The following is a 23,217-nucleotide window of genomic DNA, read 5'->3' as shown; positions in this document are numbered from 1 at the left end:
GCAGCTCGGCGAGGTAGGCGAGCGCCTACGTCTGATCCTCGACCGGGCTGGGGTCCGCGTCACGCCGGCTTCGAAGAAGTCGGTGATGTCGTCGATCGAGGGGGCGCCGCGCCCCCGTCCACGTCGTGAAAGCAACCTGACCGAATCGCGGGCCGAGAACGGTCAGGTTCCTTTCACAGCGTGGACGCGAGATCAGCCGGCGGTCAGCGCGCGCACCACGGCCGAGGGCGAGGGGCGGCCGAGCTGTTCGGCCATCCACACGCTGGTCTGCGCGAGGGCGGTCAGGTCGACGCCGTGGGTGACTCCGAGACCGTCGAGCATCCACACCAGGTCCTCGGTGGCGAGGTTGCCGGTGGCGGACTTCGCATACGGGCAGCCGCCGAGGCCGCCGGCGCTCGCGTCGAACGTGGTCACGCCACGCCGCAGCGCCGCGTACGTGTTGGCGAGCGCCTGTCCGTACGTGTCGTGGAAGTGCATCGCGATCCGCGACCCCTCGCCCCCACCGCCGGTCGAGCCTGTCGAGACCCCGCCTGTCGGGACCCCCGCCGCCGCGAACGCGTCGAGCATCGCCTCGACGTGGTGCGCGGTGCCGACGCCGATCGTGTCGCCGAGCGACAGCTCGTACGCGCCCATGTCGAGCAGGCGCTTGCCGGCGGTGACGACGCGATCGAGCGCGACCTCGCCCTCCCACGGGTCGCCGAAGCACATCGAGAGGTACGCCCGCACCTGCACGCCGGCGTCGAGCGCGCGCCGCACGACCGGCTCGAACATCGCGAACTGTGCCTCGTACGTGCTGTTGAGGTTCTTCTGCGCGAACGTCTCGGTGGCGCTTCCGAAGATCGCCACGTGCGTGACCCCAGCGTCGAGCGCACGGTCGAGGCCGCGCTCGTTGGGGACGAGGACTGGGTACGGCGTGGCGCCGTGGAGGTCGAGCCTCGCGACCAGGTCGGCGGCGTCGGCGAGCTGCGGGACCCACTTCGGATGGACGAAGCTGGTCGCCTCCACGATCGGGAGCCCGGCGGCCGTGAGGCGCTGAACGAACTCGAGCTTGGTGTCGAGGCCGATGATGCCCTTCTCGTTCTGGAGCCCATCACGCGCTCCGACCTCGTAGATCGTCACGCGCTCGGGCATCGACGGGTCACGGTGGACGGCGGGAAGGCTCATGCGTTCTCCACCCGGAACAGCAGCGCCCCGAGCGCAACCTGGTCTCCCACGGCGACCCCGACATGCGTCACCGCGCCGTCGTACGGGGCCTTGAGGGCAAGCTCCATCTTCATCGCCTCCACGACGCCGAGCACCTGACCTTCACTCACGATCTCACCCTCCGTCACCGCGAGGGACAGCACGGTGCCCGGCATCGGCGAGACGACATCCGCGTCACCGCTGCCCTCCGCCGCGCGGTCGCGGGCAGGGTCGGGATGACGGAATGTCCACGTCTGGCCTTCGTACGCGACAGTGACCCCGCTGGCGTCGAGCGCCACGGGCTGCGTGTCGAGGGCGCCGACGTACGAGCCGACGGGCAGCGCGATCTCGACCGGCGTGTCGTCGGCGTCCACGAGCGACACGAGGACGGGTGCCGGGTCGCCCCCCGAGCGCCAGCCGTCCGCGGCGCCGAACGGGTCGCCCGCAGGACGGGCGTGCGAGTCCGCCCAGGCGAGGGCGGCCGCACGCGCCGCCGCGTCCGGTGCGGAGGGGCGGGTGGTGAGCTCCTGCGCGGCCGGCGAGTCGAGCCACGCTGTGTCGATCCGCGACTCCCCGAACGCGTCGGAGGCCACGAGCCGCCGCAGGAAGCCGGTGTTGGTCGTGACGCCGAAGATCGCCGTACGGTCGAGCGCATCCACGAGCGCGGCGCGGGCGGAGTCGCGGTCGGGCCCGCGCGCGATCACCTTGCCGAGCATCGGGTCGTACGAGGTGGTCACCACCGCACCGGACTGCAGCGCGGCGTCGACGCGGACGTGCTCGGGCCAGACGACGGTGGTCGCGCGGCCGGCCTGCGGAAGAAACCCGGCGTACGGGTCCTCGGCATAGACGCGTGCCTCGATCGCGTGCCCGGTCGCAGTGATGTCGCCTTGCGCCAGCGCCAGCGGGAGGCCCTGGGCCACGTGCAGCTGGAGCGCGACGAGGTCGAGCCCGGTGATCGCCTCGGTGACGGGGTGCTCGACCTGGAGGCGGGTGTTCATCTCGAGGAAGGCGATCTTCTCCTCGCCGGGCACAGCATCGGCGCCGTGCACGAGGAACTCGACCGTGCCGGCGTTGACGTACCCGACCTCGCGCGACAGCGCGACCGCCGCCTCGGTGAGCCGCGCGCGCGTCGCTGCGGAGATCGTCGGGGCTGGCGCCTCCTCCAGGACCTTCTGATGGCGACGCTGCGCGGAGCAGTCGCGCTCGAAGAGGTGGAGGACGGTGCCGTGCTCGTCGCCGATGACCTGCACCTCGACGTGGCGGCCGTGCTCGACGTACTCCTCGACGAGCAGCGTGTCGTCGCCGAACGCCGCCGCGGCCTCGCGACCGGCGGCGGCGACCGCGTCCGTGAGGTCGGCGGGGTCGCGGACGATGCGCATGCCCTTGCCGCCACCACCGGCAGCCGCCTTGACGAGGACCGGGTACGCGACCTCGCCCCCGAGGTCGTACCGTCGCGTCACGGGAACGCCGGCGCGCTCGGCGACCTCGCGCGCGCGGTCCTTGCGTCCCATGAGGTCGATGACGTCCGGGCTCGGCCCGATCCACACCAGTCCGGCGTCGACGACGGCACGCGCCGCATCCGCACGCTCCGACAGGAACCCGTACCCGGGGTGCACCGCCTGCGCTCCGCTGCGCCGCGCGGCGTCGAGGATCGCGTCGACGTCGAGGTACGACGCCACGTGCTCGGCGTGATCGGCGAGCCGGACGTGCGGCGCACCGGCGTCGAGGTCGGAGTGCACCGCGATCGCGCGCAGCCCGGCGGCCTGCACCGCGCGGATCACCCGCAGCGCGATCTCGCCCCGGTTGGCCACAAGGACGGAGGTGAATCGGGGGGTCTCGGTCATCGCACTCACATCCGGAAGATGCCGTAGTGGGGTTCAGGGATCGGCGCGTTCGACGACGCCTGCAGCGCCATGCCAAGCACGCGCCGGGTGTCAGCGGGGTCGATGATGCCGTCGTCCCACAGACGCGCGGTCGAGTAGTACGCCGAGCCCTGCACCTCGTACTGCGCCCGGATCGGCGCCTTGAACGCCTCTTCGTCGTCGGGCGAGTCGAAGCCGCGCACCGTCGCGAGGACGGATGCCGCCTGCTCGCCACCCATCACCGAGATCTTGGCGTTGGGCCACATCCACAGGAAGCGCGGGTCGTACGCGCGCCCGGACATGCCGTAGTTGCCGGCCCCGTACGAGCCGCCGATCACGACCGTGAACCGTGGCACGACCGACGACGCGACCGCAGTGACGAGCTTGGCGCCGTCCTTGGCGATCCCGCCGTTCTCGTACTCGCGCCCAACCATGAACCCGGTGATGTTCTGGAGGAAGACGAGCGGCACCCCGCGCTGGTTCGCCAGCTCGATGAAGTGCGCACCCTTGAGCGACGACTCCGAGAAGAGGATGCCGTTGTTGGCGACGATCGCGACCGGGAAGCCCCAGATCCGGGCGAACGCGCACACGAGCGTCTCGCCGTACAGCGGCTTGAACTCGTGGAACGTCGAGCCGTCGACCACGCGCCGGATCACGTCACGCACGTCGTACGGGGTGCGCGAGTCGGTCGGCACCACGTCGTACAGGGTCTCGGGGTCCTCCAGCGGCTCGACGACCTCCGTGCGCTCGAGGCTCGGCGGGGTGCGGCGCTCAAAGGTCGCGACGATGCTGCGCACGATCGCCAGCGCGTGCGCGTCGTCGTCGGCGAGGTGGTCGACGACACCGGAGCGGCGCGCGTGCACCTCGCCGCCACCGAGCTCCTCGGCCGTGACCACCTCGCCCGTCGCCGCCTTCACCAGCGGCGGGCCGCCGAGGAAGATCGTGCCCTGGTCGCGCACGATGACGGTCTCGTCGCTCATCGCCGGGACGTACGCCCCGCCGGCGGTGCACGAGCCCATCACGGCCGCGACCTGCGGGATGCCCTGCGCGGACATCTGCGCCTGGTGGTAGAAAATGCGCCCGAAGTGCTCGCGGTCGGGGAACACCTCGTCCTGCATCGGCAGGAACGCGCCGCCGGAGTCGACGAGATAGAGACAGGGGAGGCGGTTCTCGGCGGCGATCGTCTGCGCGCGGAGGTGCTTCTTGACCGTCATCGGGTAGTACGTGCCGCCCTTGACGGTCGCGTCGTTCGCGACGACCATGCACTCGCGACCGGACACACGGCCGATGCCGGCGACGACGCCCGCGCTCGGGACGGCGTACGGGTCGCTGGTTGAGCCTGTCGAAACCCCGTACATCCCGTACGCCGCGAGCGGCGCGATCTCGAGGAACGGCGAGCCGGGGTCGAGGAGACGGTCGACGCGGTCGCGGACGAAGAGCTTGCCGCGCTTCTCGTGCTTCGCGCGGGCGCGTTCGGAGCCGCCCGAGCGCGCGACGGCGAGGCGTTCGCGGAGCTCGGCGACGAGCTCACGCATGCCGGTGGGGTGCATGAAGGTGATGTTAACGGTTGTTAACCTCCCGCACCACCACCCGGGGTCGTCACGTGAGCAGGCGACGGCGGTAGCCCTCGGCTACCGCCGAAAGATCTCCCCCTGTTCAACGCTGAAAGAGACGTCGTCGATAGCAACATGCCGCACCCCGCCACATCGACCGCAGCGTCTGATCCGGGGTTGATTCGCGCCTCCACCGTTCGGTGGATGTCCCGCACTACTCGACCACCTCGATCAGCGACTTCGCGATCGCCGTCCGCTCCTCCAGCCCGCGGTGCGCGTCCGCGACTCCCTCGAGCCCGTACCGCTGGCGGACCACCGGCGCCCAGAAGCCCTCACGCAGCAGCGCGAGCGCGTCGCCCATCAGCTCACGGACGGCATCGTTCGCGAGCTGGACCCCCGCGATGCCGTCCGCCTGCAACCCCCGTCGCCGCACCTCGTCCGGGTCCGGCTCCAAGAACCCGCCCGCTGCCCCGTACGCGACGAGCCGCCCGCCGTCCGCGAGCACCGTGAACGCCTCCTGTCCTGGCGTCCCACCGGCACCCTCGAGCAGCACGGTCGGCCGCTCGCCGCCGAACGCGGCGACAGCCTTGTCAGTCCACCCGGCGAGCGTGTAGTCGACTGCCTCGGCACCGAGGTCGCGTACGAGCGCGAGCTTGCGCTCACCCCGCGCCGCCCCGACGACCGTCGCGCCACGAGCGAGCGCCGCCTGCACGAGGAGCGCACCCGCGCCACCGGCAGCCGCGTTGATGAGCACCCGGTCTCCCACACCGACACGTGTCACGTCGAGCATCCGGAGCGCGGTCACCGCGTCGCGTGAGAGCGCGGCCGCATCGGCATCGGCGACGTCGTCGTCGAGCGCGACGACAAGCTCGGCAGACGCCACCGCGTACTCCGCGGAGGCCCCTTGCGTGCCCGTACGCGCAAGCACCCGCCGACCGACCCAGCGCTCATCGACGCCCGCGCCAACCGTCCGGACCGTGCCTGCCACCGCACCACCAGGGACGTACGGCACCGCCATGCCCCACTGCTCGCCCGCACCGCGTCGGAGCAACGTGTCGAGGAAGATCACGTCGGCGACCGTCACCTCGATCCCGACCTCTCCTTCGCCCGGATCGGGCACGGGGAGGTCGACGACCTCCAGCACCTCGGGACCGCCGTACCTGCTGACCTGCACCGCTCGCATCGGATCTCCTTCGCCCTCGGGTCGCGTGGTCCGAGTCTCGATCCTCAAGTCCACTTGAGGTCAAGGGCGACCCGCGAAGTACTCTCCACGCGCGTACGTTCGACGCCATGTCGACGGATGTCGTTCCCGGCGAGCAGGCCCGCGACCGCGCGGTCGTGGGGCTCGCGGTGCTGAGCGGCGCGACGGACGCGATCAGCTTCCTCGCGCTGGGCAGCGCGTTCACGTCGGTGATGACCGGGAACCTCGTCCTCGTCGGGGTCGCCATCGGCTCTCGCGAGGCCGCGGCGCTCGGCGCGGTCGCGACCGCGATCGTCGCGTACGTCGTGGGGGTGGCCGTCGGCACGCGCGTGGCGGGTCGGCCCCGTGGCGACGACGGGGCGTGGCCGCCGGCGGTCACGGTCGCCCTCCTGGCCGAGCTCGGCCTCCTCGCCGCGTACGCCGTCGGCTGGTGGCTGCTGGACAGCGATCCGCACGGCGCATGGATCCTGCCGCTGCTCGCGCTCTGCGCGGCAGGCCTCGGCATCCAGGCCAGCGCGATCCTGCGGTTCGGCGTGAGCGGCCTGTCGAGCACCTACCTGACCGGGACGCTCACCACCCTCGTCGTCACACTCGCCTCGGACCGCCGACCCCGTGGCCTGGGTCGGTCCGCGCGACTCCTGACCGCCCTGGTGGTAGGCGCCGCGATCGGTGCCGCGCTCGTCAGCCTGGCGCGCCCGGCGGCGCCGGTGTTCCAGCTGGCGGTCCTGCTCGTCGTGATCGCAGCCGGTTGGCAGATCAGCCGCCGGACGAACGCCTAGAGCCAGCCGCGCTGCTTCGCCGCCACCCCGAGCTGCAGGCGGGTCTCGACACCGGCGCGCTCCATGAGCCGGCTCATCCGGCGCTGGACCGTACGCGCGGACAGGCCGAGCTGGTTGGAGACCTTGTGGTCGGTGAGGCCCGCGTTGAGAAGGCGCAGGATCCGCGCGTCGGTGTCGTCGAGATCTTCGGAGGACTCCGGCGCGCTCTCGAGCAGGGGAGTGCCGGCGGCCCACAGCCCCTCGAAGAGCGCGATGAGACTGTCGAGGATCCCACTGCGGTGGACGATCAGCGCACCGCCCGAGAGGTCGTCGGGCGAGGCCATCACCGGCACCATCGCGACCTCGGAGTCGACGATGAGCAGCCGAGACGGGAGCGCGGAGGCGAGACGGACGTCGATGCCCTGGCCGTCGTGGAAGTCGGTGAGCACGTTCGGCCGGTCGAGCACGCCACGCTCGGCGAGCACCCGGAAGCGCACACCGCGCTCGACGCCACGCCGCTCCTCGGCGAAGTCGTACTCCGGCGAGGTCAGCTTGGTGGTGCGTACGGTCAGCCGGACCTCGCGCCGCGCGGCGCGCAGGAGCTGGGCGACCCGGTGCATGCCGGCCCGCCGTCCGGGGACGAGATCGACAAGGTCGGAGGCCGTACGTTCGTCGGCGGCCTTGCGATAGAGCTCGTTGAGGCGCTCGAGCTCGATCTCGGCGCGTCGCAGCCAGCGCTGACGCTCGACGATGAGGGAGCCGATCGCAACGGTCGGCGGCGAGGCGGTGAAGTGCTCGTTGTCGCCGTTGACGTGGCGACCGACGAGCCCACGCTGCTCGAGGGAGGCGAGGTAGGCGGTCACGTCCTCGACATCGACGCCGAGGATCGAGGCGAGCTGTGCAGGGGTGGCGCTCGCTGTCTCGACGAGGACCCGATAGAGGTCGTACTCGTCGGGAGCGAGCCCAAGGATCTCGAGCACGCGTGACCTCCTTATCCGTCCTGACGCTGGGCGGATCGTTCCACGCCCCACCCTCGAGCAGGGAGGGGTTTGCGTGAATTCCTCCCAATCCGAGACCTCGAGGCCGTACAAGGGTGTCGTATATGCGACACGGCAGCATTATGCCATTCCCATCGCGGTGAATTCATGGCAGATTTCTTCCTGTAGCACCCCGATCTCCTCCGCGCGGCCCCCGTGACGCGGAGGGGACCCGTTCGTGAGCGGACCCGAGACCGCTCACGGGCACCAGCGGCCGGCGGCACCCCCGCCGGCCGCTTTTTATGTGCCCGCCGGTCGAGCGCGCCCCTTCCCGCCGGTCGAGCGCGCCCCTTCCCGCCGGTCGAGCGCGCCCCTTCCCGCCGGTCGAGCGCGCCCCTTCCCGCCGGTCGAGCCTTGTCGAGACCTAGCATGACCACGTGGCCACGACTCGTCAGGAGCAGATCCTCCGTACCGCCGCGACGCTCTTCGCCGAGCGAGGCTTCCACGGTGTCTCGGTCCACGACATCGGCGCCGCGTGCGGCATCTCCGGCCCGGCGCTCTACCGCCACTTCGCCGGCAAAGACGCGATCCTCGCCGACATGCTCGTCGGGATCAGCAAGACCCTGCAGCACGGAGGACGCGCACGCCTCGCCGCGGCTGCCGACCCGAAGGACGCGCTCGACTCACTCGTCGCGTTCCACATCGACTTCGCGCTCACCAACCCGGCGCTGATCGTCGTGCAGGAGCGCGAGTGGACCAACCTCGACCCGAGCAGCCGTACGACGGTCCGCGAGCTGCAGCTCGACTACGTCGACGCGTGGGTCGAGGTGCTGCGCGCGTTGCGGCCCGAGCTGGACCAGCGCACGGCCCGCGCCGCCGTCCAGGCCACCTTCGGTCTCCTCAACTCCACGCCCCACAGCGCACGGATCTCCGAGGACGCGATGACCGAGCTCCTCACGCAGATGGCACGCCGCGCCCTCCTCGGATGAGCCTCGTGTGACCCGTGGCACGATCGGGTCCATGACCGACGCACCTCTGCTCCGCACCATCGGCGGGACCAGCCCTGACCTCGATCCCACCTCGTACGTCGCTCCGACGGCCGTCCTCACGGGAGCCGTGACGCTCGGGCCGCAGGCGAGCGTCTGGTACGGCGCGGTGCTGCGAGCCGACAACGCCCCGATCACCATCGGCGAGCGCAGCAACGTCCAGGACGGCTGTGTCTTCCACGTCGACACCGACAAGCCGCTCACGCTCGGCAGCGGCGTCTCGGTGGGTCATCGCGCGGTGCTGCACGGGTGCACCGTCGAGGACGACAGCCTCATCGGCATGGGTGCGGTCGTGCTCAACGGTGCGCGGATCGGCGCGGGCTCGATGGTCGCCGCCGGGGCGGTCGTGCTCGAGAACGCCGACATCCCACCCGGCTCGCTGGTCGCCGGCGTCCCGGGCAAGGTGCGGCGCGCGCTCAGCGACGAGGAGCGTGCGGGCCTCACGCGCAACGCGAAGGCCTACCTGCACCTCTCCGATCTGCACCGCGCGGCGGACTGAGCAGACCCCGTCGATGGTTGAGCCTGTCGAAACCCGGGTTTCGACAGGCTCAACCATCTGACTTACGGCTCAACCATCTGACTTACGGCTCCGCTACTGCAGCAGCGTGCCGTTCGCGGAGAAGGCGGGCTTCAGCTGACGCAGCTGCGTCTTGTTCACCTCCGCCGCCGGGCCGCCGTACACCGCGTTGTAGAGCAGGTTGTACGTCGAGCGCATCAGCGAGCGGAACGTGATCTCCGACCCGTACGTCACGACCTTGCCCTTGCCGATGTCGAACGACACGACATTGGCCTCGCCCGTGATGTGCTCCTCACCCTTGAGGCAGCCGCTCGCGAGCACGTCCGACTCCGGGTATGAGGACACGACGTCGGCCTTCTTGCCGGTCGGCGTCCACGCCTGCGTGTTGTAGAGCCACACCGGCCACTTCTCCGGCATGCCCCACGCGACCATGTCGGTGTTGTCGAACTTCTGGTTCAGCAGGCTGCCGCCGGTGGCGAACTTGGTGCGGTCGGTCGGCAGTGCGGGCTCGATCGGCAGGTCCATCAGCTCCTTCACCGTGGCGACCGACGAGCCGATCGCGAGCAGCGTGCCGCCCTGCTTGACGAACTGCTGCAGCTTCTTCCAGCCGGCCTCCCCGACGCCGTACGCCCAGGCGAACTCCTCGTCGTACTTCGTCTGGTCGAGCCCGTCGACGATCCGCGCCTTCGTGATGCCCTGCGGCAGGACGATCGTGTCGTACACGTCGATGAGCTTGCCGCTCTGGAAGTCCTGCGCTCCGACGACCTCGTAGTTGATGCCGTACTGGTCCATCGTCCACATGTCCCAGCCACCGGGCATGTTGTTGATGCCGCGGAACAGACCGACCCGCGTACGCGGCTTGAGCTGGACGCCCTTGACCTTCGGCGCTTCCGCGGCCGCGGCGACCGGCACCCCGACCTTCTTGGACGCCGTCGCGAGCACCGAGCGCGCCTGCGGCGTCGCCGGGACCACGTACGTGCCCGCCGGGTACGACGTGCTGCCGTCCTTGAACTCCGCACTCGTACGGAAGGTCGTGATGTTCGACTTCTGCAGCGCAGCGGTCATCTGGATCGTGCCGTACGACTCGGGCCGTACGAGGTACGCCCCGGACGCGCCCGGCACCGCCGGCATCGTCACCTCCGGCACCTCGACGGACTCGACCCGCTCGACCTGGCCTCGACCGGCTCCTTGACCGCGTCGACGACGACGCCGAGCTCGAGCGGCAGAATGGTCGTCGCCTCGGCGTAGGGGAGCTCGTCGACCGGGTACTTGTCGGTTCCGAGCACCTGGTCCACCCAGTTGCCGCGCGGCTGGTGAGTCTGGATGACGTACGACCCCGCGGCGTACTGCTTGTCGCCCACCGTGAACGGTGCCGCCGCCCGGTCGATCTCGACCTTGGTCCGCTCGAGCGACTGGAGCATCTCGTACACCGCGTACGGATCACGCTGATCGGCATCGATCACGTACGCCTGGACGCCCGAGGCGACACCGTTCTTCAGGTACCGCTCCGGCGTCGCATACAGGTTGTCGTAGAGCAGCTTCTCGCCGTTCTGCGCGGTGTACTCCATGCCGGCGTACGCGGCGATCTCGCCGTACTCGACCTGGTCGGCGAGCGTCCAGGTGTCCTTGTCGTACGGCTCGGGCATGTTCTGGTCCGGAACCTGCGGGCCCAGGTTCTTGCCGTCGCTCGACTTGTACGGGTAGGCGAGGTCGGTGACCGACGCGATCTCGCTGAGGTACGCCGCCGTGCCGGTGAACGGGAAGAAGCCCATCGGCTGCTCGAGCAGGGGCGCCTCCCCGACGGCACCCGGCTCCCGACCGTCCGGGCGGTGGCCGCCGCGCTGCACGTCGGCGCGACCACGGTCGCGACCGCGTGGACGCTGCTGCGCCACCACCGCCTGATCCGCTCCGACGGCCGCAACGGCACGTACGTCCGCAACCTCGGCGCGTCCGTCTCGCCCGGCCCAGCGCCCGCTGCGGCGAACGAGGACGCGGGCGTCGCGCGCCTCGACCTCGTCGCGCCCTCGCGCAGGATGTGCACGCGTCGTGGCCGTTCGTCCCCGAGGCCCTGGCCGTTGCGCGCGGATTCTCGGACGCGCTGGCGCAGATCGTCACGCTCGTCGTCGCATCGGGTGACCGGGTGCTCGTCGAGTCGGCGTGCTCGCCCGAGACCGTCGCTGTGCTCGCGGCGCACCGGGCGCAGATCGTGCGTGTCCCGTGCGACGCCGCGGGGATGATCCCTGAGGAGGTCGAACGCGCGATGGCCGTACGCCCGTCGCTGGTCGTCATGCAGCCGCGGATGGCCGACCCGCTCGCGCACGTCGTCACCGAGCAGCGCGCGTACGCGCTCGCGTCGGTGCTCGTGGACCGCGACGTGCTCGTCGTCGAGGAGGACAGCGCTGCCGCGCTCGCGACGAGCCCGGCAGCATCACTCGGAGGATGGCTGCCGGGTCAGACGGTGCTGGTGCGGGACTACCAGCGGTCGCACGGACCGCGGATCCGGATGGCGCTGCTCGCCGGCTCTGCCCCTGTGGTCGACCGGCTTCGCGCCCGCCAGGACGTCACGGGCTCGTTCCCGTCGCTGCTGGCCCAGCGGACCCTGTCGCTGATGCTGCGCGACCCGGGGGTCGCCGAGACCGTGGCGCGGGCCCGCTGGCGGTACGCCCACCGGTGGCACGCGCTCGGTCGTGCTCTGCGCAGGCACGGTGTCGCGGTGCCGGGGGTCGAGGGACTCGCGGTGTGGGTACGGGTCCACGACGCGGCCGACACCGTACGACGCCTCGGCGCTGCGGGGATCCGGGTCGGGATCGGGACGGACGTCGCGGCCGGTGAGGAAGGGCGCCGCCACGTCCGGATCGCGACGAGCGGGCTGCGCTTCGAGCAGTCAGCGGTCGCGTGGCTCCTCGCGACGGAGCGCACCGCCGCCGCAGGCTGACGCCCCCCGTCCGCGTTGTGAAAGGAACCTGACCGTTCTCGACCCGCGATTCGGTCAGGTTCCTTTCACAACGCGGACGGGAAGGGCATGATCGTGCTCGCCGTGAACCACACCGGCGGGATCGGGCAACTATGGGTGTGACGTTCTTCGACGACTTCTTCAGGCAGCCCGGCGCGACGGATGCCGCGTTGTTCGCGGCGTCTGTCAGCAAGCCTGCAGCGCTCTCCGAGGTCTTCGACCGGCACGCTCCCAGCCTCTTGCGCTACCTGACTCGCCGACTCGGTCCGCACGATGCCGAAGACGCACTCGGAGACGTCTTCGTCGTGGCTCTGGAGCGTCGCGCTTCCTTTGACCCGGGCGCGACAAGTGCTCGCCCATGGTTGTACGGGATCGCCAGCAATCTGATCGCGCGTCGACACCGTGACGAGGTGCGATTCCTTCGTACTCTGCAGCGGGAAGGAACGCCTGCTGCCACTCTCGAGTTCGAGGATGCCGCGGCAGATCGGATGGACGCCGATCGCTCCTTTCGAGACCTCGCTGGTGCGTTGGCCGAGCTCTCCACCGGCGATCGCGACGTACTCCTGCTCATCGCGTGGGCCCAGCTCGGCCAGGACGAGGTCGCTTCCGCGCTCGAGATCCCGGTCGGCACCGTGAAGTCACGGCTCCATCGCGCCCGAAGACTCTTGCGAGAACAGCTGGACGTAAAACCGACGGCGGCGGAGGCAGGTGAGACCCGATGAACGAGATGCAGCTCCTCGAGCAGATGCGGTCGGACGTCGAGGCGGATGCCCTCAGCCTCCGGCGAGCGCGCCGACGCCTCCTGCGCCACACGCTCGCCGTCGCGACGCCTCGTCGACGACGTGGTCGTCGCGTGCTCATCGGCGCCGCAGTCACCTTCGCCCTGGCCACGCTCCTGCTCTCCTCCGCCCTCGTTGGCGACCGCGACACCGAGGTCACCGCGGTCGCCGTGCTCCAGCGCGCGGTGAGCGCGGAGGCGACGGCTCCCCAGCCGAGCGAGGGCGAGTGGGTGCACGTGACCAGCGAGACGACGCGCTGGTCAGCGGACGCGGAGAAGGTGACGTTGCAAGAGCACTGGGTTCCCGGGGCAGGACAGGGTCACGTGGTCTTCCGCAACCCCGCCGGCGACGTCACGCGTCGACGGCTCGAGCGCCCAGCGATCATGGACGATCCCGACGTCAGCACCGGCGAGCTGCTCACGTGGCTGGGCCGCGACAACGGCGACCTCCGCGGCGCCGAGGCCGCCTTCGAGCGCGCGATCGAGACCCTCGCGGCGGCCGAGACGCCCAGTGCCTTCAGGGCCAGGCTCTTCGAAGCCCTCACCCAGGTCGATGGCGTCCGGATCGTCTCGGACCGCACCGACTTCCATGGGTACCGGGCTGTGATCGTCGCGCGGGCGGAGGGCGACTACGAGACGCAGCTCGCATTCGATCGGGCAACGGGGGCGTTCCTCGGGTTCCAGAGCGTTTCTCACGACGACGGCGTCGATCGCCCTAGCTATTCCACGCTCCTCACCACTGAGGTGGTCCAGGACCTCCCCCCACGCGCCGAGCCTGAGAAGCGCACAACGAACCCAGCCCCGCGTGCACCCGCGACGACGCCGACGGCCATCCCGAGCATTCGCGAAGCGATGGACGCGTGGCTGGACGACGTCGCGTCATGCCTCACCGAGCACGGCTGGGGCGTCCGAGTCGACTACCTCCAGGACGGGATCGCGCTGGCAGATCTTCCCCAAGATCAGGCCGACCAGTTCCACGCCGATCAGGCTGCTTGCGAGGGGCGACTCGGGCCGTCACCCGTCGATGTCCCCATGACGCCGGAACGTGCCGGCGAGCTGTACGACCATCAGGTGCGCATGCGCACGTGCATCGCCGGGTTCGGGTACGACACGTCGAAGCCGCCGTCGCGGCAGGAGTACATCAGCGACTACATGAGCGAGCGGCCCCCCTGGTCGCCCTACGCGGATCTACCTCCCGAAGCCGCCTTCCTCACCGTCGTACGAGAGTGCCCTCAGACGCCCTGGTGATGCCGTCACAACGCGGACGCGAGAGAGGCGGGTGCGCGACCGGTGAGGAGCCGGACCTCGTCGGACACGGCTGCCCAACGCCCTTCGCGGATCGAGGCGAACAGCGACGCGTACGCGTACGTCCACCACGGCGACTCGCGTGCGAGCGCGAGCTCCGCGACGAAGGCGGCCTCGTCCGCGTCGATGTACGAGACGGGCCCGTCCCATGCACGTCCGGCGACCGCGGCGACCTCCGACATCGAGAGTGCGGCCGGTCCCGTCACGTCATGGGGTCGGCCCGTGGGTGGCCGGAGGGCGAGCGCGGCGAGGCACCGGGCCACGTCCGCACGCGAGACAAGGGACACCCGTGCGTCGCCCGCCGGCAGCCGCAGCTCGCCCGTCTCGCGGGCCCGCTCGAGGAACCCGCCGAAGAACTCCGTGAACAGCGACGCGCGCGCCACAGACACCGCGCACCCTGTACGGGCGAGCAGCCCCTCGGTGGTCCCGTTCGTGTACGCGTAGCAGAACGGCGACGCCAGGTCCGCGTCGAGACCAGACAGGTAGACGACGTGAGCGACCTCGGCTTCGACGACGGCGCGGACGACGTTCGCGTGGTGCGTCATCATCCGTGCCGCCTCGCCGTCGCTGGAGACGAACACGAGCGTGTCCACGCCCGCCAGCGCCGTACGAAGCGAAGCCGGGTCGTCGTAGTCCGCACGGACCGGACCGCGGCGCGACAGCGGCACCACCTCGTCCGCGCCCGACGCCGCGAGCACCGAGACGACGTGCGCGCCGACGTTCCCGCTCGCCCCCGTGACGGCGACCCTCATCGGCGCCCGGGCCCCGGCAACGCCTCCTGGCGCGCAACCTGGCCGCGTCCGGTGAGCAGATAGCCGACGAACCCGATCGCGAGCGCCGCGACGACGCCGAGGTTCGCGTACGCCCACTCGCCCTCCTTGCCGCCGAGTCCGAGCGGCCCGAGGAGGTAGCCCTGCCACGACAGCCACTCCGCCCGCGTGTTCTTCACCATGCCCCACCCGACAACCACCGCGAGCAGGAACCACACGACCGTCGCGACGTTCCACGCGCCGTAGCGCCCGCGCGGGTCGTACAGGTCGAGCGCGGCGTAGTTGCGGCGCCGCAGCGCGACGTCGGCGATGAAGATCCCCGCCCACGCCGCGATCGGCACGGCCAGCGTGATGAGGAACCCCTGGAACGGCCCGAAGAAGTCGTCGGCGAACCACAGGAAGTAGATCGCCCCGAGCACCATGATCACGCCGTCGATCCCGGCGGCGACCCAGCGCGGCGTCTTGAGCCCGAGCGTGAGCAGCGCGAGCCCGGACGAGTAGATGTCGAGCACCGCGCCGCCGACGAGACCGGCCAGCGCGACGAGGAAGAACGGCACGAGATACCAGGTCGGCAGCAGCGTGACGAGCGTACCGATCGGGTCGGCACGCAGTGCCGCCAGCAGCGCCGGGTCCGACCCCGCGAGCAGAAGGCCGTACAGGACGAGGAACACTGGCGCGATCGCTCCGCCGACCGTCGTCCACAGCACGACACCGCCGGCCGACGCCGTACGCGGCAGGTAGCGCGAGTAGTCGGCGCCGGAGTTCACCCAGCTGATCCCGAACCCCGCGGTCGCGAAGATCGCGAGTCCGATCACGGCCGCGGCGTCACCCGACGGCAGCGAGGTCACGACGTCCCAGTCGACGTGCTCGAACGTGAGGATCACGTAGCCGACGGTGAGCACGGCTGTCGCGATCGTGATCCACACCTGCAGCTTCATGATCGTGTCGAACCCGAGGATGCCGGCACCGATCACCACGGCCGCCGTGAGCACGAACCCGAGGATGCGCGCGCCGTCGCCCCCGCCTCCTCCGAGCTCCTCGATCACCGACGCGCTGGCCAGGGCCGCGAGGGCGACGAGCACCGTCTCCCAGCCGACCAGCAACACGTACGACACCGCGCTCGGCAGCGCGTTGCCCCGTACGCCGAACGACGCACGCGACAGCACCATCGTCGGCGCCGAGCCTCGCTTGCCCGCGATCGAGACGATCCCGACCAGCAGGAACGAGATCACGGTGCCGAGTAGGCCCGCGATCAACGCCTGCCAAAACGAGACGCCAAAGTCGAGGAAGTATGCCCCGTACGCGACGCCGAAGACCGAGATGTTGGACGCGCACCACGGCCAGAACAGCGAGCGCGGCGTGCCCTTGCGCTCGGACTCGTCGATCACGTTGATGCCGTTGGCCTCGATCGCGCTGGTGGGTGCGCTGACCGGGCCCGCCCCGGGGACGGGCTCAGGGTGACGCGACGGCGGTTCCATGGTCATCGGCTCTCCTTGTGAGGGGTGCTGCCTAGGCTGGGGTTGTCGCGAGGAGGGTCGCGGCAAGGATGCTGTGGATCGTGCTCCCGAGACCGGACGCGGCCTGCGTGGCGGCGACGACGACCGCATCGGGGTCGGTCACCAGGAGACGGTTGCCGTCGTCGTCGAGCTCGTTGGTCGTCACCACCGACATGCCGAGCAGCTCCATCCCGGCGGCGCGCGCGGCGATCGCCTCAAGGACGGAGGACATGCCGACGACGTCCGCGCCGAGCGCGCGCAGCGCCCGCAGCTCGGCGAGCGTCTGGTACTCCGGACCGCGCATCACCGCGTACGTCCCCTCGACGAGCGCGATGTCGAGACTGCGTGCGACCGCCCGAAGCCGTGCGGACCAGCAGTCGGTGAGATCCACGAAGGTGCCCCCGGCCAGCGGCGACATGCCGGCGAGGTTGAGGTGGTCCGCGATCAGGACGCCCGTCCCGGTCGGCCACTCCGGCCACAGGCAGCCGTTGGCGTTCGTGAGGATGCACGTCCGTGCGCCGGTCGCGGCCGCGGTCCGCACCCCATGGACGACCGGCCCGGCGCCGTGCCCCTCGTACAGGTGGGTCCGCCCGCTCAGGACCAGCACACGGGTGGATGCTCCGTGGTCCGTACGCAGCGGCACCGAGGCGATCTCCCCGGCATGACCAGGGGCGACCGGCGCGAGGAATCCGGGGACGGTGGCGCTCGGCACGACCCACGTCGGCTCGCCGATCGCTTCGCGCGCGCCGCCCCAGCCGGACCCGAGCACGACGACGGCATGGTGCACCGGCACCCCGCTCGCGGCGGCGATCCACCTCGCCGCCTCGCGGGCCCGTTCCTCCTGCAGGAGCGCGTCGCGCATGAAGGCATCCTGGCACGGCGAGGACCGTACGGGGAGTGGTGCGGATGACTTCGGCACCCCCGAAGATCTTCATCCAAACGCTTTGAAATCAACAGCACTTGCGGTCTAGACGCGCCCCCGCATCCTCTCCATGTTGGGGCGACGCGGACCGCCACCGCTCGTACGTCGGGTACGACAAGTCCTCGATGACGATCAAGATCAACTGATCTGATCCCTCACACGAGCGGGCCCCGGGAGGCATCCTCCCGGGGCCCGTCCGCGTCCACCCTGCCGCCGAGGGTTTGCCACGCTGGCACGGCAAACCGCGGGCGAGTCAGCGCTCCGCGTCGCGCAGGGTGAACCACGAGACGAGCGCAGCGCCGAGCGCGATGACGATCGCCAGGGACGTCGTCGCCTGCACCGCGTGGTCGAACGCGAGGTGCGCCGACTCCACGAGCCAGTCACCGACCTGCGCCGGGATCTTCGACGCGAGGTCCATCGCGCCGCCGAGCGTCTGGCCGGCGGCCTCGCGCTGCGCCTCGGTCCCCGCCAGCGGCGGTACGGAGACCTCCGCACGGTAGGTCGCGGTGAGGATGCCACCGAGCACGGCGGTCCCAAGCACGGCGCCGATCTCGTACGCGGTCTCCGAGAGCGCAGACGCCGCACCGGCCTTCTCCGCCGGCACGCTCGACACGACCACGTCGTTGGTCAGGGTCTCCGCGAACCCGATGCCGATGCCGAGCACGAGGAACGCCACCGCGATCGACCAGACCGTCGGGACCTCACCGACGAAGGTGGCGATCGCGTAGCCGGCCGCCGACAGCCCAAAGCTGGCGGTCACCACCGCGCGTACCCCGAAGATCGGGACGAGCCGGACGGCCGTCAGGCCGGCGACGATGGTCCCGACCAGGCCCGGCACGAGCACGAGCGAGGCGTCCATCGGCTCGAGCCCGACCACGAGCTGCAGGAACTGCGCGCCGAAGTAGAGGAAACCGGTCAAGCCCATCAGGCTCAGCATGTTCGCCACCAGTGCACCGGAGAAGACCCGGTTGGAGAAGAGCCGGACGTCGACCAGCGGGTGCTCACGGACGAGCTGGCGCCGTACGAACACCACGATGCTCGCGACGCCGAGCGCGACGGACCACGCGACCGTACCCGTGAGGCCGTGCTCCGCGTACGACTTGATGGCGTACACGATCGGCAGCATCGTCGTCATCGACAGCACGATGCTGAGCGGGTCGATCGGGCCCGGGTTCGGGTCGCGCGACTCCGGGACGAGCCACAGCGCAAGCGGGACGAGCAGCGCCACGACCGGCAGGTTGATGAGGAACACCGAGCCCCAGGTGAAGTGCTCGAGCAGCCAGCCGCCGAGGACGGGGCCGAGCGCCGCGCCCGCGGAGAAGCCAGCGGCCCACACCGCGATCGCGAGCCGACGCTGCTGGCGGTCGACGAAGATGTTGCGCAGCAGCGACAGGGTCGACGGCATCAGCGTCGCCCCGAACACGCCGAGCAGGGCGCGCGCGACGACGAGCTGGGAGATGTCGGTCGCCTGCGCGGCGAAGAACGACACGGCACCGAACCCGAGCGCGCCGAAGATGAGCAGGCGACGCCGACCGACGCGGTCACCGAGCGACCCCATCGCGACGAGCAGACCCGCCAGCATCAGGGCGTAGATGTCGACGACCCACAGCAGCGCGGTGCCGGACGGGTGCAGCGAGGAGCTGATGTCGGGCAGCGCGAAGCTGAGCACGGTGTTGTCCATGCTCACCATGAGGACGGGGAGCATGAGGACGCCCAGCGCCGCCCACTGGCGCCAGCCGGCGCGCGCAGGAGTGGACGCCACGTGGCGCGGCGTGGTGCTGGTGCTCATGTCTCCCCCGGGCGAGGTCTCGGATGTACGTGGGACTTAACCGTCCAGCCGGTACAGTTGTTCCCGTCCAGACGGTACAGTGCGCGTTTCTTCCCACTCAAGCCGATTTGTGGTGTTCTGCGCCACCACGGCATCGGCAGACGGGTGGGACGAGCGGCAAGGACGACCTCGCTAGAGTGCTCGCATGCCCGCCCGCAACGACGGCGCGACTACCCGCGACCGCATCCTCGACGCCTTCGAGATGCTCCTCGTGGAGGGGGGCGTCAAGATCGCAACGCTCGACGCCGTCGCCGCGCGGGCCGAGGTCTCCAAGGGCGGCTTGCTCTATCACTTCCCGAGCAAGGACGCGATGGCCGACGCGATGCTCGACCGGCTCCGGGAGCAGGGTCGCGCCGACGTCCTCACGATGAAGGACGCGCCGCAGGGTCCGGTCCGCTACTACCTCGAAACCTCCGTCGACACCGGGTCAGCCTTCGACCGCGGGCTGATCGCCGCATCACGCCTCGCCCAGGACGACGTCCGGGCCCGAGAGACGCTCGCGGAGCTGCGAAACGGGTGGTTCGCCGTGCTCGCCGAGCACTACGGCGACGACGCGCTCGCCCGTACGGTGCAGCTCATCGGCGACGGGCTCTACTTCGACGACACGACAGGTCTCGCGCACAAGCGCTCGCTCGACCACGTACGCGACGTGCTCGGCCGCCTCGACGCGCTCTGACCCGTCGGTGGCCGGTCAGCGGCGACCGACGAGGAAGTAGGCGATCGGCCCGACGGGCTGGACGAAGCACCCGCCCACCCAGCCTGCCTTAGGGCCTCGTATGCGCTCGGCCGGCGTGCGCGCGAGGCTGACGAGCGCCGCCGTGGTGAGGACGACCTCGACGGCGCCGAGCGCGATGACCGCGCGCCGTTGGGGCGGTGTCAGGTCGGACCACTGCTTCTGAGCCATGCCCCGACCGTACCGACTCACGGCATCCACACCGAGTCGCCGACCACGATCTCCCCGGCTCCGCGGGTGAGGGCGGCAACCTGCTCCCGGAGGGACACGACCGCATCCGGCCACGCGGCGACACGGAGCCGTACGGCATTCGCCTCGTACGCCACGCCGACCACCTCGGCACCTCGCGCACGCAGCTCGTTCTCGACCTTGCCCGCATCGGCGTGGGCGACCTCGACGGTGACGAGCACGCGACGCTCGCGGCGCAGCACCCCTGCGGCGTCGAGCGCCGCCGCGGTCGTCTCGGAGTACGCGCGGACCAGCCCTCCGGCCCCGAGCAGCGTCCCGCCGAACCACCGCGTGACCACCGCGACGACGTCACGGACCTCCCGGCGCACCAGCACCTCGAGCATCGGAGCACCGGCGGTCCCGCTCGGCTCCCCGTCGTCGTTGCTGCGCTGGAGCGAGCCGTCAGGCCCGATGACGAACGCCGAGCAGTGGTGCCGGGCGTCGAAGAACTCGCGCCTCGCCACAGCCACGTACGCCCGCGCCTCGTCCTCGGAATCGACCCGCCGGACCCAGCCCAGGAACCGCGAACCCTTGACCTCGATCGTGGCCTCGGCGTCACGAGCGGGCACCAGATAGTGGTCGGGCGCCACAGGACCTCCTGCCAGCCTGTCCGAAAAGCCAATTGTTGACATCTAAACGTGGTCGAACCGTCATAGTTTGCGGCAGCGCTCGACACCTCTGCTCGCTATGGTCAGCGGATCACGTCTCTCTGAGGAGCCCCTAGATGCGACCCAGACACCGTACTCTCCTGCGGCGGACCACTCTTCTCGCCGCTACGGCCGCGCTGGTCGCGGCTCCGCTGTCCGTCGTTCCCGCGGCATCTGCGGCTCCTGAGGACGAGGTCACGCTGACCTTCCTCGGCATCAACGACTTCCATGGCCGGATCGACGCCAACACCGTGAAGTTCGCGGGCACGGTCGAGCAGCTGCGGGCCGCCGGCGGAGAGGACAGCACCGTCTTCGTCGCCGCCGGCGACAACATCGGCGCCTCGCTCTTCGCCTCGGCCGTCGACCAGGACAACCCGACCATCGATGTCCTCAAGGCCCTGCAGCTCGACAACTCCGCCGTCGGCAACCACGAGTTCGACCAGGGCTTCGCCGACCTCACGGGCCGCGTCATCCCGCGGATGGGCCAGAACCGCTTCGGCACGCCGGTCTTCCTGGGCGCCAACGTCTACGACAAGGGCACCGAAGACCCCGCCCTCCCCGAGTACGCCGAGTACACGGTCAACGGCGTCGACGTCGCGATCGTCGGCGTGGTGACCGAGGAGACCAGGTCCCTCGTCAGCGCGGACGGCATCGCCGACCTCGACTTCGGCGACCCCGTCGAGGCCGTCAACCGCGTCGCGGGCGAGCTCAAGGACGGTGACGACGCCAACGGCGAGGCCGACCTGATCATCGCCAGCTATCACGAGGGCGCACCGCTCTCCGACTCCGCGGCCACGCTCGACCAGCAGGTCGCGGCAAGCCCCGTCTTCGCGCACATGGTCAACGACACCACGGCGGCCGTCGACGCGATCTTCACCGGACACACCCATCAGCGCTATGCCTACGACGCGCCGATCCCCGGCGGTACGGGCACGCGCCCGCTGGTGCAGTCCGGCAACTACGGCGAGGGCGTCGCGAAGGTCGAGATCACGTACGACACCGCGACAGACGAGGTCGTCGCGCACACCCGGTCGGTCGTCGCCCGCACCACGACGGCAGACGCCGACCTCGTCGCCCAGTACCCGCGGGTCGCTGCGGTGAAGACCATCGTGGACACCGCGATCGCCAACTCGGCGGCCGTCGGCAACCGACCGGTCGCGACCGTCAGCAACGACATCACGACCGCTCTCATCGGCGGCACCTACCAGGACGGCGTCTACACGCACCCCACGCCGGGAGCGACCGGCGTGCGCGACGACCGCGCCTCCGAGTCCACCCTCGGCAACCTCGTCGCCAACGCGCTGCGTGACAGCCTGGCGAACGACCAGGGCGGCAACGCCGAGATCGGCATCGCCAACCCCGGCGGCCTTCGCGCGGAGCTGTTCTATGCCGGTGACACGAGCACCAACCCGGCGAACACCGACGGCGTCGTCACCTTCGCCGAGGCCAACTCCGTCCTGCCTTTCGCCAACAACCTCTCGTCCGTCACGCTGACGGGTGAGCAGTTCGTGCGGCTGCTCGAGCAGCAGTGGCAGCGCGACGTCAACGGCGCCGTGCCCTCCCGCGCATACCTCCAGCTCGGGCTCTCCGACAACGTCTCGTACACCTACCACGAGGTCGACGACCCGGCCGTCCCGCCGGACCCGGCAGGCAACCCGCGCAAGAAGGGCGTCATCGACTCGGTCACGATCGACGGCGAGCCGATCGACCTCGCCAAGGACTACCGCGTCGGGACGTTCGCCTTCCTCGTCACCGGCCAGGACAACTTCCACGTGTTCAAGGAGGGTGCAGCGCCGAAGGACTCCGGGCTGGTCGATCGCGAGGCCTGGATCTCGTACCTCGAGGACAAGTCGCCCGTCGCCCCGTCGTTCGCCCGACGCTCGACGGTGACCACGGATGCTCCGACGACCCTGACGACGGGGGAGCCGACCACCTTCACGGTCTCCAAGCTCGACCTCACGTCGCTCGACAGCCCGCAGAACACCACGCTGACCGCGAAGGTCGGCGAGACCGAGGTCGGGAGCTTCCCGGTCTCGAACGGTACGGCGACCGTCACGTTCACCGTGCCCGCGGGGCTCGCAGCCGGGGCGGCGATGCTCACCTTGACCGCGCAGCCGACCGGCACGGTCGTGTCGCTCCCCGTCACGGTGGTCAAGGGCAAGATCGCCACGACCATCGATGCCGTGGCCACCCCGGGCCTCTCCCCGCTGTTCGGCCCGATCGTGGTCGCTCGCGTGAGCCCGCGTGGCGCGACCGGCACCGTGCAGGTGCTTGACGCCAGCGGGAAAGCATTCGGCTCCGGCAAGCTGCTCGCCGGTCACACGGTGATCGCGCTCGGTGGCCGTGCCCTCAAGCCGGGGACGCACACCCTCACCATCCGGTACGGCGGCGACGGTAAGCACAAGCCGTCCGAGACCGTGAAGACCGTCCGCGTCCTCGGACGCTGACGACAGCGAGGAGA

General features: G+C 70.5%; 22 protein-coding genes. 9 read left to right on the top strand and 13 right to left on the bottom strand.

Annotated elements, in window-relative coordinates:
• Positions 1–192: 192 nt before the first annotated feature.
• From ACFSDF_RS01410 to ACFSDF_RS01395, 4 genes are all read right to left on the bottom strand, one after another.
• Positions 193–1,164 (bottom strand): hydroxymethylglutaryl-CoA lyase, encoded by a 972-nt coding sequence (locus tag ACFSDF_RS01410; RefSeq protein ID WP_377155798.1) that lies wholly within the window; start codon positions 1,162–1,164, stop codon positions 193–195.
• Complete coding sequence (locus tag ACFSDF_RS01405) at positions 1,161–3,026, bottom strand: acetyl/propionyl/methylcrotonyl-CoA carboxylase subunit alpha (protein ID WP_377155796.1); 1,866 nt, start codon at positions 3,024–3,026, stop codon at positions 1,161–1,163. The genes ACFSDF_RS01410 and ACFSDF_RS01405 overlap by 4 nt, the downstream gene beginning before the upstream one ends.
• A 5-nt stretch (positions 3,027–3,031) precedes the next feature.
• Positions 3,032–4,594, bottom strand: a complete 1,563-nt coding sequence (locus ACFSDF_RS01400) for an acyl-CoA carboxylase subunit beta (RefSeq protein ID WP_377155794.1) — start codon at positions 4,592–4,594, stop codon at positions 3,032–3,034.
• Positions 4,595–4,811: 217 nt separating this feature from the next.
• Positions 4,812–5,780 carry a zinc-binding dehydrogenase gene (locus ACFSDF_RS01395; RefSeq protein ID WP_377155792.1) on the bottom strand — a complete coding sequence of 323 codons (969 nt, stop codon included), beginning with the start codon at positions 5,778–5,780 and terminating at the stop codon, positions 4,812–4,814.
• Between the two features lie 107 nt (positions 5,781–5,887).
• On the opposite strand from ACFSDF_RS01395, the gene ACFSDF_RS01390 reads away from it, so the two are divergent.
• Positions 5,888–6,577 (top strand): DUF1275 family protein, encoded by a 690-nt coding sequence (locus ACFSDF_RS01390; RefSeq protein WP_377155791.1) that lies wholly within the window; start codon positions 5,888–5,890, stop codon positions 6,575–6,577.
• Here the strand turns inward: ACFSDF_RS01390 and ACFSDF_RS01385 are convergent.
• Positions 6,574–7,536 carry a helix-turn-helix transcriptional regulator gene (locus ACFSDF_RS01385; RefSeq protein WP_167249551.1) on the bottom strand — a complete coding sequence of 321 codons (963 nt, stop codon included), beginning with the start codon at positions 7,534–7,536 and terminating at the stop codon, positions 6,574–6,576. The genes ACFSDF_RS01390 and ACFSDF_RS01385 overlap by 4 nt on opposite strands.
• Positions 7,537–7,970: 434 nt before the next feature.
• On the opposite strand from ACFSDF_RS01385, the gene ACFSDF_RS01380 reads away from it, so the two are divergent.
• Positions 7,971–8,522, top strand: coding sequence for an SACE_7040 family transcriptional regulator (locus ACFSDF_RS01380; RefSeq protein WP_167249553.1), 552 nt, complete (start codon positions 7,971–7,973; stop codon positions 8,520–8,522).
• A 31-nt stretch (positions 8,523–8,553) separates the two neighbouring features.
• Positions 8,554–9,078, top strand: a complete 525-nt coding sequence (locus ACFSDF_RS01375) for a gamma carbonic anhydrase family protein (protein ID WP_167000853.1) — start codon at positions 8,554–8,556, stop codon at positions 9,076–9,078.
• A gap of 93 nt (positions 9,079–9,171) precedes the next feature.
• Here ACFSDF_RS01375 and ACFSDF_RS01370 read toward each other — a convergent pair whose 3' ends face one another.
• Together ACFSDF_RS01370 and ACFSDF_RS01365 are read right to left on the bottom strand one after the other, a co-directional pair.
• Positions 9,172–10,233, bottom strand: coding sequence for a hypothetical protein (locus ACFSDF_RS01370; protein ID WP_377155788.1), 1,062 nt, complete (start codon positions 10,231–10,233; stop codon positions 9,172–9,174).
• Positions 10,230–10,988: a hypothetical protein gene (locus ACFSDF_RS01365; protein ID WP_377156125.1), complete on the bottom strand. Its 759-nt coding sequence runs from the start codon at positions 10,986–10,988 to the stop codon at positions 10,230–10,232. Before ACFSDF_RS01365 ends, ACFSDF_RS01370 begins: the two co-directional genes overlap by 4 nt.
• Between ACFSDF_RS01365 and ACFSDF_RS01360 the strand changes: the two genes are divergently transcribed.
• From ACFSDF_RS01360 to ACFSDF_RS01345, 4 genes are all read left to right on the top strand, one after another.
• Complete coding sequence (locus ACFSDF_RS01360; RefSeq protein WP_377155786.1) at positions 10,926–11,333, top strand: hypothetical protein; 408 nt, start codon at positions 10,926–10,928, stop codon at positions 11,331–11,333. The two genes, ACFSDF_RS01365 and ACFSDF_RS01360, sit on opposite strands and share 63 nt — an antisense overlap.
• Positions 11,330–12,031, top strand: coding sequence for an aminotransferase-like domain-containing protein (locus ACFSDF_RS01355; RefSeq protein WP_377155784.1), 702 nt, complete (start codon positions 11,330–11,332; stop codon positions 12,029–12,031). The genes ACFSDF_RS01360 and ACFSDF_RS01355 overlap by 4 nt, the downstream gene beginning before the upstream one ends.
• A 131-nt stretch (positions 12,032–12,162) precedes the next feature.
• A complete protein-coding gene (locus ACFSDF_RS01350; protein ID WP_167000847.1) occupies positions 12,163–12,771 on the top strand; it encodes an RNA polymerase sigma factor in 609 nt (202 codons plus the stop codon).
• On the top strand, positions 12,768–14,075 hold the full coding sequence (locus tag ACFSDF_RS01345; RefSeq protein ID WP_167000844.1) for a hypothetical protein: 1,308 nt from the start codon (positions 12,768–12,770) through the stop codon (positions 14,073–14,075). Before ACFSDF_RS01350 ends, ACFSDF_RS01345 begins: the two co-directional genes overlap by 4 nt.
• 5 nt (positions 14,076–14,080) lie before the next feature.
• On the opposite strand, the gene ACFSDF_RS01340 is transcribed toward ACFSDF_RS01345, so the two are convergent.
• The 4 genes from ACFSDF_RS01340 to ACFSDF_RS01325 form a co-directional block, all read right to left on the bottom strand.
• Positions 14,081–14,884, bottom strand: a complete 804-nt coding sequence (locus tag ACFSDF_RS01340; protein WP_377155782.1) for an NmrA family NAD(P)-binding protein — start codon at positions 14,882–14,884, stop codon at positions 14,081–14,083.
• Positions 14,881–16,386, bottom strand: coding sequence for a purine-cytosine permease family protein (locus tag ACFSDF_RS01335; RefSeq protein WP_377155779.1), 1,506 nt, complete (start codon positions 16,384–16,386; stop codon positions 14,881–14,883). Before ACFSDF_RS01335 ends, ACFSDF_RS01340 begins: the two co-directional genes overlap by 4 nt.
• A gap of 25 nt (positions 16,387–16,411) precedes the next feature.
• Positions 16,412–17,260 (bottom strand): purine-nucleoside phosphorylase, encoded by an 849-nt coding sequence (locus ACFSDF_RS01330; RefSeq protein WP_167000841.1) that lies wholly within the window; start codon positions 17,258–17,260, stop codon positions 16,412–16,414.
• Between the two features lie 313 nt (positions 17,261–17,573).
• The gene (locus ACFSDF_RS01325; protein WP_377155777.1) at positions 17,574–19,109 is read right to left on the bottom strand and encodes an MFS transporter; all 1,536 of its coding nucleotides are present in this window, start codon (positions 19,107–19,109) and stop codon (positions 17,574–17,576) included.
• 184 nt (positions 19,110–19,293) lie between these two features.
• Between ACFSDF_RS01325 and ACFSDF_RS01320 the strand changes: the two genes are divergently transcribed.
• Entirely contained in the window at positions 19,294–19,824 is a 531-nt protein-coding gene (locus ACFSDF_RS01320) for a TetR/AcrR family transcriptional regulator (RefSeq protein WP_167000837.1), read from the top strand.
• Positions 19,825–19,839: 15 nt separating this feature from the next.
• On the opposite strand, the gene ACFSDF_RS01315 is transcribed toward ACFSDF_RS01320, so the two are convergent.
• Complete coding sequence (locus tag ACFSDF_RS01315; protein ID WP_377155775.1) at positions 19,840–20,052, bottom strand: PLD nuclease N-terminal domain-containing protein; 213 nt, start codon at positions 20,050–20,052, stop codon at positions 19,840–19,842.
• A gap of 17 nt (positions 20,053–20,069) precedes the next feature.
• On the bottom strand, positions 20,070–20,699 hold the full coding sequence (locus tag ACFSDF_RS01310; protein ID WP_377155773.1) for an IMPACT family protein: 630 nt from the start codon (positions 20,697–20,699) through the stop codon (positions 20,070–20,072).
• A 134-nt stretch (positions 20,700–20,833) separates the two neighbouring features.
• Between ACFSDF_RS01310 and ACFSDF_RS01305 the strand changes: the two genes are divergently transcribed.
• On the top strand, positions 20,834–23,203 hold the full coding sequence (locus ACFSDF_RS01305) for a bifunctional metallophosphatase/5'-nucleotidase (protein ID WP_377155771.1): 2,370 nt from the start codon (positions 20,834–20,836) through the stop codon (positions 23,201–23,203).
• Positions 23,204–23,217 lie beyond the last annotated feature (14 nt).

It is taken from the genome of Mumia zhuanghuii (assembly GCF_042681565.1).
Taxonomy (GTDB): domain Bacteria; phylum Actinomycetota; class Actinomycetes; order Propionibacteriales; family Nocardioidaceae; genus Mumia.
Note: the sequence above shows the minus strand (reverse complement) of the source record. Positions and strands in the feature narration are given on the sequence as shown.

Coding starts and splice junctions, on each gene's coding strand:
- ACFSDF_RS01330 (WP_167000841.1), bottom strand. CDS start 17,260: ATGCGCGACGCGCTCCTGCAGGAGGAACGGGCCCGCGAGGCGGCGAGG.
- ACFSDF_RS01325 (WP_377155777.1), bottom strand. CDS start 19,109: ATGAGCACCAGCACCACGCCGCGCCACGTGGCGTCCACTCCTGCGCGC.
- ACFSDF_RS01345 (WP_167000844.1), top strand. CDS start 12,768: ATGAACGAGATGCAGCTCCTCGAGCAGATGCGGTCGGACGTCGAGGCG.
- ACFSDF_RS01350 (WP_167000847.1), top strand. CDS start 12,163: ATGGGTGTGACGTTCTTCGACGACTTCTTCAGGCAGCCCGGCGCGACG.
- ACFSDF_RS01315 (WP_377155775.1), bottom strand. CDS start 20,052: ATGGCTCAGAAGCAGTGGTCCGACCTGACACCGCCCCAACGGCGCGCG.
- ACFSDF_RS01320 (WP_167000837.1), top strand. CDS start 19,294: ATGCCCGCCCGCAACGACGGCGCGACTACCCGCGACCGCATCCTCGAC.
- ACFSDF_RS01410 (WP_377155798.1), bottom strand. CDS start 1,164: ATGAGCCTTCCCGCCGTCCACCGTGACCCGTCGATGCCCGAGCGCGTG.
- ACFSDF_RS01335 (WP_377155779.1), bottom strand. CDS start 16,386: ATGACCATGGAACCGCCGTCGCGTCACCCTGAGCCCGTCCCCGGGGCG.
- ACFSDF_RS01305 (WP_377155771.1), top strand. CDS start 20,834: ATGCGACCCAGACACCGTACTCTCCTGCGGCGGACCACTCTTCTCGCC.
- ACFSDF_RS01375 (WP_167000853.1), top strand. CDS start 8,554: ATGACCGACGCACCTCTGCTCCGCACCATCGGCGGGACCAGCCCTGAC.
- ACFSDF_RS01390 (WP_377155791.1), top strand. CDS start 5,888: ATGTCGACGGATGTCGTTCCCGGCGAGCAGGCCCGCGACCGCGCGGTC.
- ACFSDF_RS01400 (WP_377155794.1), bottom strand. CDS start 4,594: ATGCACCCCACCGGCATGCGTGAGCTCGTCGCCGAGCTCCGCGAACGC.
- ACFSDF_RS01395 (WP_377155792.1), bottom strand. CDS start 5,780: ATGCGAGCGGTGCAGGTCAGCAGGTACGGCGGTCCCGAGGTGCTGGAG.
- ACFSDF_RS01405 (WP_377155796.1), bottom strand. CDS start 3,026: ATGACCGAGACCCCCCGATTCACCTCCGTCCTTGTGGCCAACCGGGGC.
- ACFSDF_RS01340 (WP_377155782.1), bottom strand. CDS start 14,884: ATGAGGGTCGCCGTCACGGGGGCGAGCGGGAACGTCGGCGCGCACGTC.
- ACFSDF_RS01355 (WP_377155784.1), top strand. CDS start 11,330: ATGATCCCTGAGGAGGTCGAACGCGCGATGGCCGTACGCCCGTCGCTG.